At 33.7% G+C, this 988-nt stretch carries 1 protein-coding gene; it reads right to left on the bottom strand.

From position 1 onward, the window contains the following. Positions 1-81 precede the first annotated feature (81 nt). Positions 82-807 carry a glucosamine-6-phosphate deaminase gene (gene nagB / locus ABMA45_RS08575; protein ID WP_022089480.1) on the bottom strand — a complete coding sequence of 242 codons (726 nt, stop codon included), beginning with the start codon at positions 805-807 and terminating at the stop codon, positions 82-84. Between the last annotated feature and the right edge of the window lie 181 nt (positions 808-988).

Below are 988 nucleotides of genomic sequence, written 5' to 3'. Positions count from 1 at the left end.
TTTATAACATTTTCCCACAACAAAAGTTGCAGGTGTTCCACGTTGTTAAATAAAAATCCGTTCACTATATGCACGAACAAATTATAAATACTTTGCAGCATCCTTATCTACAATTACCGTAAGATTGTTATGTAACTGTAAAATAGACGCCGGAATTTTTGGAGTTACAGGTCCAAAGAATGCATCTTTTACAATCTGTGCTTTCTTTTCGCCATTTGCAATCAGTAAAATTTGTTTAGATTGCATTATTGATTTAATACCCATAGAAAAAGCTTTTTCAGGAACTTTTTCTCCTTCATGGAATAGTCTCGAGTTTGCATCGATTGTGCTTTGTGTAAGTTCAACACAATGTGTTGTCTTTTCAAATGATTCGCCCGGTTCATTAAATCCGATATGACCATTTAATCCGATTCCCAATAACTGCATATCGATTCCGCCTACACTCTTTATGACATTTTCGTATCTTTCGCATTCAGTATCATCATCTATTGCCATTCCATTTGGTAAATGAGTATTTTCTTTTTTGATATTAATTCTGTCAAACAAATATTTGTTCATAAAATATCTGTAGCTCTGTTCATGTTCTACAGGCAATCCTTTATATTCATCAAGATTAACTGTTCTTGCTTCTGAGAAATCAATATCTCCTTTTTCATACCAGTCAACTAACTGATTATATGTTCCAATAGGTGTCTCGCCTGTTGCCAGTCCAATTACAGCATTAGGCTTCATTATTATCTGTGCAGATAAATAATTTGCAGCCTTTCTGCTCATGTCATTATAATCTTTAGCTATAATAATCTTCATTGTGAAATTACCTCTTTCCCTGTTCTATTAAAAAATTAACAAATGTGCTAACTCCACCACCAAGTACTTCTACATTTTCAGGTCTGCTTCCTTCAAGCGAAGATACATCGTAGAAATCACCATTTTTTGTTTTTTCTGTCTTCATAAAGCTATCACTTCCAAATAGTCCGTCTTCAATTCC

Origin of the sequence: Eubacterium sp. CAG:156 (assembly GCF_000434315.1) — a bacterium.
GTDB lineage: Bacteria > Bacillota > Clostridia > Lachnospirales > Lachnospiraceae > Eubacterium_U > Eubacterium_U album.
The sequence above is the reverse complement of the archived record's forward strand: the minus strand, read 5'-3'. Positions and strand labels throughout refer to the sequence as shown.